The organism is Streptococcus sp. HSISS2 (assembly GCF_000448665.1).
In the GTDB taxonomy this organism is placed as follows: Bacteria; Bacillota; Bacilli; order Lactobacillales; family Streptococcaceae; genus Streptococcus; species Streptococcus raffinosi.
The window spans coordinates 1,125,988-1,132,289 of the sequence record NZ_CM002133.1 but is presented as its reverse complement, the minus strand read 5'-3'; the positions used below and the strand labels follow the sequence as shown (position 1 = coordinate 1,132,289).

The 6,302-nt window shown below is 42.1% G+C and carries 11 protein-coding genes; 8 read left to right on the top strand and 3 right to left on the bottom strand.

Annotation, left to right across the window (positions count from 1 at the left end; translation table 11 throughout):
• Positions 1 to 128: 128 nt before the first annotated feature.
• Positions 129 to 548, bottom strand: coding sequence for an SP_0198 family lipoprotein (locus tag HSISS2_RS05005; RefSeq protein ID WP_021144440.1), 420 nt, complete (start codon positions 546 to 548; stop codon positions 129 to 131).
• A gap of 186 nt (positions 549 to 734) precedes the next feature.
• On the opposite strand from HSISS2_RS05005, the gene HSISS2_RS05000 reads away from it, so the two are divergent.
• The 8 genes from HSISS2_RS05000 (at position 735) to HSISS2_RS12190 (ending at position 4,580) form a co-directional block, all read left to right on the top strand.
• Entirely contained in the window at positions 735 to 1,127 is a 393-nt protein-coding gene (locus HSISS2_RS05000) for a YbgA family protein (RefSeq protein WP_021145697.1), read from the top strand.
• Positions 1,124 to 1,486: a TIGR02328 family protein gene (locus HSISS2_RS04995; protein WP_042767013.1), complete on the top strand. Its 363-nt coding sequence runs from the start codon at positions 1,124 to 1,126 to the stop codon at positions 1,484 to 1,486. The genes HSISS2_RS05000 and HSISS2_RS04995 overlap by 4 nt, the downstream gene beginning before the upstream one ends.
• Positions 1,487 to 1,498: 12 nt before the next feature.
• Positions 1,499 to 1,942: a hypothetical protein gene (locus tag HSISS2_RS04990; protein ID WP_021145695.1), complete on the top strand. Its 444-nt coding sequence runs from the start codon at positions 1,499 to 1,501 to the stop codon at positions 1,940 to 1,942.
• A complete protein-coding gene (locus HSISS2_RS04985) occupies positions 1,926 to 2,243 on the top strand; it encodes a hypothetical protein (RefSeq protein ID WP_231087403.1) in 318 nt (105 codons plus the stop codon). The genes HSISS2_RS04990 and HSISS2_RS04985 overlap by 17 nt, the downstream gene beginning before the upstream one ends.
• A 141-nt stretch (positions 2,244 to 2,384) precedes the next feature.
• Entirely contained in the window at positions 2,385 to 2,960 is a 576-nt protein-coding gene (locus HSISS2_RS04980) for a CPBP family intramembrane glutamic endopeptidase (protein WP_240472061.1), read from the top strand.
• Positions 2,961 to 3,148: 188 nt separating this feature from the next.
• A complete protein-coding gene (locus tag HSISS2_RS04975; RefSeq protein WP_021145692.1) occupies positions 3,149 to 3,763 on the top strand; it encodes a hypothetical protein in 615 nt (204 codons plus the stop codon).
• 143 nt (positions 3,764 to 3,906) lie between these two features.
• The gene (locus HSISS2_RS04970; RefSeq protein WP_060934186.1) at positions 3,907 to 4,200 is read left to right on the top strand and encodes a helix-turn-helix domain-containing protein; all 294 of its coding nucleotides are present in this window, start codon (positions 3,907 to 3,909) and stop codon (positions 4,198 to 4,200) included.
• A complete protein-coding gene (locus HSISS2_RS12190; protein ID WP_368000085.1) occupies positions 4,116 to 4,580 on the top strand; it encodes a DUF6287 domain-containing protein in 465 nt (154 codons plus the stop codon). Before HSISS2_RS04970 ends, HSISS2_RS12190 begins: the two co-directional genes overlap by 85 nt.
• 118 nt (positions 4,581 to 4,698) lie before the next feature.
• Here HSISS2_RS12190 and HSISS2_RS04960 read toward each other — a convergent pair whose 3' ends face one another.
• Entirely contained in the window at positions 4,699 to 5,514 is an 816-nt protein-coding gene (locus tag HSISS2_RS04960; protein WP_021145690.1) for a TIGR03943 family protein, read from the bottom strand.
• Positions 5,514 to 6,302: permease (locus HSISS2_RS04955; RefSeq protein WP_042767010.1), on the bottom strand; the 789-nt coding region annotated here is incomplete at its 5' end. The genes HSISS2_RS04960 and HSISS2_RS04955, both read right to left, overlap by 1 nt.

Sequence of the window (6,302 nt, the reverse complement as noted above, 5' to 3'; positions counted from 1 at the left end):
AGAGTCACCCATAATCTTCTTTGAGTCATCGTCAACCTCCTCTTTGTATCCGTTTTCTTTCTGCCTATAGTATAACATAAAAAACCTTAGCTAAATTCCAGAGAGTAGTTTGGCTAAGGTTTTTCATTTTATTTCATCAAGACAACCGTATCATTTGGATCATGGTCGTCATCTTCAATAGTCAGTTGATTACCATCGAGTTTATAGTATTTGGTGTCGTCACCGATTGTCAGACTTTGATTGTCAGAGTTAACTGTTACAGGCTTGCTTTCCTTCTCGCCATCTGCCTCGTCCTCTTCCCAAGTTCCAGTATTTCCAGAGATGGTAAGAGTAATGCGATCATTTTCGTCAGTCCCTTTATAGGTGCCATCTAGCCCTTCAGTTTGTTTAGAGGCTTCAGAACTTTGTGAAGATGAAACCTTACTTGAACTTTGTTGGGTGCTAGCAGAGCTTTCAGGTGTTTGAGCTTTCTGGTTTGAGCAGGCTGCTAAAAGACCAAGAACTGCCATAGAGGCAAGAGAAAGTGTGAGTTTTTTGGACAATGTCATAGGCTTGTCTCCTTTCTTTGATAACTCAAGTATAGCAAACGTTTTCAAACGAACCAAGCAAAATCTCCTTTCTGAAAATGTTTGGACTATTTTTGAAAGTTAAATCGATACTGACTTGGAGGATGGTCTATGCTCCCCATTTAAACTATGCTATACTGTTAAGAAAGCAATAAAGGAAGGTCTCTAATGACAACAAGCAATCCCCGCCGCCAGTGCGAGCGACTTTGGGCAGCAAATAAATATCTGGTGCTCAGCCATTCCAACAAGATTTACCTAGAAATCCGTACTTATCTAAAGCAAGATGAGGTTCGTTTGGATCAGGTTCAGGCCTACATTGATCAAGCCCTGGACCTTCCTGAAAATCCAGGTCAGGTCGTTAATGCCTTCCAACATATCTGGGGCTATTTTAAGAAAAAAGCAACTGCCAGTGAGAAGGAGATGTTTATGGCCCAATTGGATAGCTATGCGGCAGGTCGTATTCCCCAGATTCATTTGGTGACATCCGTCAGAGAGCTCCTCACCAAGTACCCTAATCGCTATCTTGAGGAGTCAACTCTGATTAATGGAGGTAGCAAATGAGACTATGGCATCAAGCCTTGATTTCAAAACTACCCCGTCAGCAATTATTAGGGCAACACCGAGAATGTTGTGCCCTTCGTGGCAAGGGATGGCAACGTAAACATGCTACGGTTAATTATGTTTTTGACTATTCCCCCTACCGCTTGTTTAAATACCATGAGCTCATTATGCAAGAAATGACAGAACGGGGCTATCGTGTCAGCCCCGAATGGTTTGAAAAAGAGTATCGAGGAAAGCAACTGCCAGCCTACGACAGGCTTGAAGAGGAAAATTTACCGCCTATTATTTATCCAGAGCATAATGCTATCTATTTACAGGAATGTCTGGATAATCTGAAGCAAAAAGGCATCATTATTTAAAGGAGAAAAAAGATGGATTTATTTTATTGGTTAACGGTTCTTAGGAAGAAATCAGAAGGTCTAGTCATGCGTATTTCGACAGCAGATGAGGTGAACTATGATACGATTGCAGGCCCAAGAGAAAGTGACATCTGGGATGCTCTTGTGCAACTTCCTGTATCCTATGATAGTCTTTATTTTACCTATGGCGGTAAAGAGTCCCCTCGTTTCATCTTTGTAGAGTACGAGAATGGCAAGTATCGCTTAGAGCACGACACAGCAGACTTAGATACTGGTATGACTAATGTGGCTCGTGTGTCTCAAGACCTGGCTAGAGATATAATCTACCATTTTGCTAAAGAGCATACCGTCGAGATTGATGAGCATTGGGAGCAAGAGAAGGTAAGGCAGTCTGATGGCATCCCTTACTCTAGAAAGCAGACCCAGACGACGAAAAGCCTTGTGGCTAATCATTGAAATCATTTGTCTGGTTCATGTTGCAATCATTGTCCCTCGTGATCGGGTATTTACTCCCGAAAAATGGGCCCATACCCCAGATTCCATGCGTCACAAGTTGATGTGGAGTTTTCAACGCCAGTATCAGCTTGAAGGAATGGTGCGAAAAGAAGTGGAGAAGCTTTTGGGTCAGGGTGATGATGTTCAAGGAAGTGTTGAGTACAAGCTGGAAGACGATTGGCTTGGTGGCTGGCGTGTTTACCATATCGAGTATAAGCAAGACCGTGTGATTCGTGCCAAAGAAACCTGGCAAGACTGGTGAAGAAATGGCTTTCTTATTTTCTTAAAAATAGTATAATCAAGGCGTCAAGGTAATCGTTTTCAAAAGGTCAAAACTATCTTTTGATTAGAAATGGAGGACAAACTCATTACCCTGTTTATGTCTAAACTGGTGAACGGTATTTTGGAACTAATCATCGTTTCTTTCACTCCTTTTATGACTTGGTTGATTTGGAGGAGGAAAAAGGTCGGCTTCTTTGACTGGATTGGTTTAAAGAAGGTTCAGACAAAAAATATCAGTCAGCTACTCCAAATTATCTTGGGTATGGCCCTAGTTTTCCTTCTTTTTTCGGTAGTGCTTTTCAGTTGGTTTGACCCTAGCAAAACAGCCACAGCAGATTTTTCTGGAAAGGGAATTGGAGCTCTCCCTGCCATTCTAGCTTACGCTATCTTAGGCACTGCCTTACCAGAAGAAATCTTTTTTAGAGGTTTTCTTTTGAAAAGATTGCAAGGAAAACTAGGATTTCTAGGAGCAAATCTCATCCAGTCATTATTATTTGGTCTGATTCATGCGCTTATGTTTATCCAACTAATAGGCTTTCTAAAAGCTGTTATGATTTTTGCTTTTATCAGTCTCATAGCTTACGTCTTTGGTGCTATCAATGAGAAAAAAGCAGGTGGCTCTATTCTTCCAAGTGTCTTTATCCAGGCTTTTGCAAATACTGCTGCAGGTCTCTGCTTAGCGATATCACTCCTTTAGAGGAGTAGGGATGAGCCTATGAGAGCAGATAATTATTTGATACTGCTCATCACTTTTATTTCTTTTGAACTGTGAACTAGCTTGAGCATTAAGAAAATATGAGAGAATTTCCAGTTCTTACTCGCTTTTTTCCCCTTATTACAGTACAATAGACCTCAAAAGTGAAAATTTGAAACGAGGTATTCCCTATGTGGAAATGGTTTAAACGACTCATTGTCCTCGTCATTGTGCTCTTTATTGCAGTGGCGGCCCTTCTCATTCCGGACAAGATTGACAGTCAAGACCAATTAAAAAATGTATCAACACAAACGACTTTAGCTGACCTAGCTAAAGCAGGTATTGGAGGGGCGTCCCTATCATCAGGCGGTCTTTCTACCGAAATTAATCTCGATAGTAACCAACTGCGTCAGGTGCTTAAAGCAAGCCTTTCGGATTCTAAGGACGAGACACTACAAAATAGCACCGTAGATTTGGGAGATTCCTATCTGACAGTTAAGGTACCAGTTTCCATTGGCCCAGTCGGATCAACATTTAGCCTTGATTTTACAGTTAGTACTAACAAGGAAGTCATCCTACTAGACTTAGCAGGTGCTCACCTAGGTCGCCTTCCAGTCCCTAAATCACTGGTTCTACCTTACCTCAAGAAGAGCATCGCTCAATCTAATAGTGGTATCCGCATGGTTAACGATCAGATTCAGCTTAAACTCCCTGACATCGGCTACGAGATTGACCAAGCCTCAGTTGCTAACGGTAAGATGAAAGTCAAACTCAACATTCCAATTTCCTTGCCAACCAGTTGGTAATTTACAACCATTTGTTCAAAAATGAAATCCAAGACCAAGTCCAAGTTGACTTGGTTTTTTGCAGTTTGAAATTGATTTTTGTAATTGTTATAATACTAAAAGTAACAATGTTCGTAATAATCTTAAATAGACTGGAGAAAGTTATGTTGGGACAAGACTTTGGTCACCGATTAAGAGAATTAAGATTAGCACAGGGTCTAACAAAGGAGACATTTTGTGATGATAAGAAGGTTCTATCTGTTCGTCAATTAACAAGAATAGAGAGTGGAAAATCGCAACCTAAACTAGAAACATTAGACCACTTGGCTAAACGCTTGAATATATCCGTGTCTGAACTTCTTGGAGAAAAAACATCTGTATTGCAGATGCCAGTAATGTTGCTGGCACTTCTCAACAGGAAGTTGCGTCAACCAATCCTACTGAAGGAACAGCTGTAGGAAATCAGGGAGCTACAACAGAACAACCAGCTACTCCAGCTGCTCCAGCTGAACAAGCATCAACTACCACTGCAGTTGATACTACAGCAATTGCCAATGGTGATTTCTCTAGTGTTGCTGGTACCTATCAAAATGACTTAGGAGATACAATTATGGTTTCCCCATCTGGTAGTGTGACTCGTGTTACTGCCGAAGACGGTTATAGTGACACAAGTAGTCAGCTACATAATGGTTTTGCTCAAGATGGCAGTTATGTAGCAGGATTTGCTCACAATGATGGACCAACCAGTGACCCAATTTTCTTTGATAGTAATGGACAAGTTCGTTTTGGTTCTGATGCGATATATGGTAGAATGCATGTTTACAACAAATTAGACTAATGGCATTGTTCCCCCCAGTACGTAATACTAAAATAGTAAAAGTAATAGAAGGAGCACACTTAAAAAATTCGAAACTATTGATTCAACTTAAAAAGCCAGTTCAACTGAACTTGGCTTTTTAAAATACACGATAAACATAGGGATTGTCGGGTTGACTGACCTCTTTAACCTCAGTCAGGTTAAGGATAGGAAGGGTCTGTTTGAGATTTTTATAGTAATTCACAGAAATGGTACCTGTGACTGTTACCCAGGCATTATCCTTAAAGGTTTGGTTGCTTCCGGTCGTTGCCAGTCCGTAAACGCCTGAGTCGGCGATACAGTGGATGATACCGAAACGGAAGATAAACTGATAGCCCTTGGTTTGTGGGTCATTGTAGACAAAGCCTGTATAGCTGACCTTCTTACCTACGAAATCGTCAGGATAGAGGTAGATGAGCTCCATGACTTCCATGTAATTTTCCGTAGTAATGTGGATGGTCTCACGCCCCTTGTACTTGGCGAGTTCCTTGGTCATTTCCTTCTCATAAGCTGAGGAGGTGAAGTAGGAACTGGTGTCAGGCTTCAAGTACTGAATGGTCGTTCCCTCTTGGTCGGCCTGATTAGGATTACTTCCTGCCGCCAGTGGAAAATGATAGCCTTTTGCTGAGACAGTAGTCGCATCCAGTGTTACGGTTGGCACCAAAAGGCCAGTGAGGACTGGAAAGGCCAAGAAGGCGATACTGGCTACCTTAGCTACTCGGCCAGACAAATGCGAGTGAACCTTCATCTGCTTCATCCAAACAATGAGTTGAACCACCGCAAGGATAAAGGAAAGAATCATAGAAATGTAGGCCAAGTAGGAGTAGTGGATATTAATGTACTGGTTAAGCTTGCCAGAAACCTGCAGGTACATGACCAGCTCAAAATACCCAGACAAGATAAGAAAACGTAACATTAAATCACCCCCAATACCAAACAGTAAATCACTGTCACCAGACCCGCTGTTCCCACAAAGAGTCCAACAAAGCGTGTCTTAAACTGGTGTTTCATCATTATGAGGTTCTTAATGTCAACCATAGGCCCGATAATGAGGAAGGCCACCGTTGGAGCCACTCCAAAACTAGAGAGTAGCGAAGCTCCGATAAAGGCATCCGCTTCCGAACAAAGCGAGAGGATAAAGGCTAAAAGCATCATGATGAGGATGGCAGTCACCGAATTGTGCCCGATGCTTGTTAGGATACGGGTTGGTAGGTAGGTCTGCATACTTGCGGCCACCAGGCTCCCGAAAATCAGGTAACGCCCAGTGTCGAAAAATTCATCCACCGCATGAACCAAGGCCTGAAAGATTTTCTTACCAGCTGACAAGCCACTATAATCATGAACATGATTGACCTTGCGATTATCCTTGAGAATCTGGTCATCCACCACGAAGCCAAGCAAGATTCCCAAAATCATGGCGACCAAGAAAGCTCCGATAAAGCGTAAAAGGACGTAGTACCAAGAGTTCCCAAAGGCCGTGTAGGTCGCAAAGAGAACGACTGGATTAATGATAGGAGCCGTTGCCATAAACGGAATGGCCGTATAACTAGGCACTTTTTTCTCTAGAAAGCGCGTGATAATAGGAACAATCCCACATTCACATGAGGGAAAGATGAAACCAATCAGAGTCCCAAAGAGAATTGCCAAGACCTTGTTTTCGGGTAAGAAGTTTTGGACCTTCTCAGGCGTCACAAAGATTTCGAT